This is a genomic window from Bacillota bacterium (assembly GCA_024655925.1).
GTDB lineage: Bacteria > Bacillota > DTU025 > DTU025 > JANLFS01 > JANLFS01.
The window spans coordinates 1-610 of the sequence record JANLFS010000229.1 but is presented as its reverse complement, the minus strand read 5'-3'; the positions used below and the strand labels follow the sequence as shown (position 1 = coordinate 610).

The 610-nt window shown below is 58.2% G+C and carries 1 protein-coding gene; it reads left to right on the top strand.

Going from position 1 to position 610, the window contains the following annotated elements; all coding sequences use genetic code 11:
- The coding region (locus NUW23_16365; protein ID MCR4427721.1) for a hypothetical protein at positions 1–331 on the top strand (331 nt) is incomplete at its 5' end.
- Positions 332–610 lie beyond the last annotated feature (279 nt).

Genomic DNA, 610 nt, shown 5'->3' with positions numbered 1-610 from the left:
AGTGTTAGAGACGGTTCTTGACAAGAAGATTGCCAACCGGATGAAGAAGAGAGGCATGGCGTGGAGTGATGACGGCGCGGGAGCGATGGTCGCTTTGCTTGTGAGCCGGGGCAATAATAAGCTGCAGAAGGCTCTGTCAGGTTTGCTTGGGCCTGATGTTTTGGACCCGGTAAGCGTCAAAGACACCATCTGTGCACGTATCAAGAAGGCTGGCAAGGAGGATCCTGCGGACTGGCTGAAGGGGCGTGTAAGAGCCCTTGCAAGTCCGGTTGAGGGCTTGTGGATGCGTGTGCTGCATGACCTGGTATCACCACAGTGGTCTGTGGTTTGATCATCGAGATAGGACCGGGATTGCTTTGGAAGCGGTGAGCCTACCGTGGCTACCACCGCAGGCCTCGGTGGGCTTTCTCATGACACAGCGCCGAGACCGGAAAGCGGGCCACCTGCAGGGCCCGCCCGGTCGAGGCGCCGTGCGAGAGAAGCGGAAGGTCCTCATCCGGACCGTCCATGCAGGGTGCAGGGCAAAAGGGACTACTGCAGACTCTGTGCTGCCAAGAAACACGGCCGATCTGGAAGTGATGCGCTCCGAACAAACGTATTAGCGTCGACA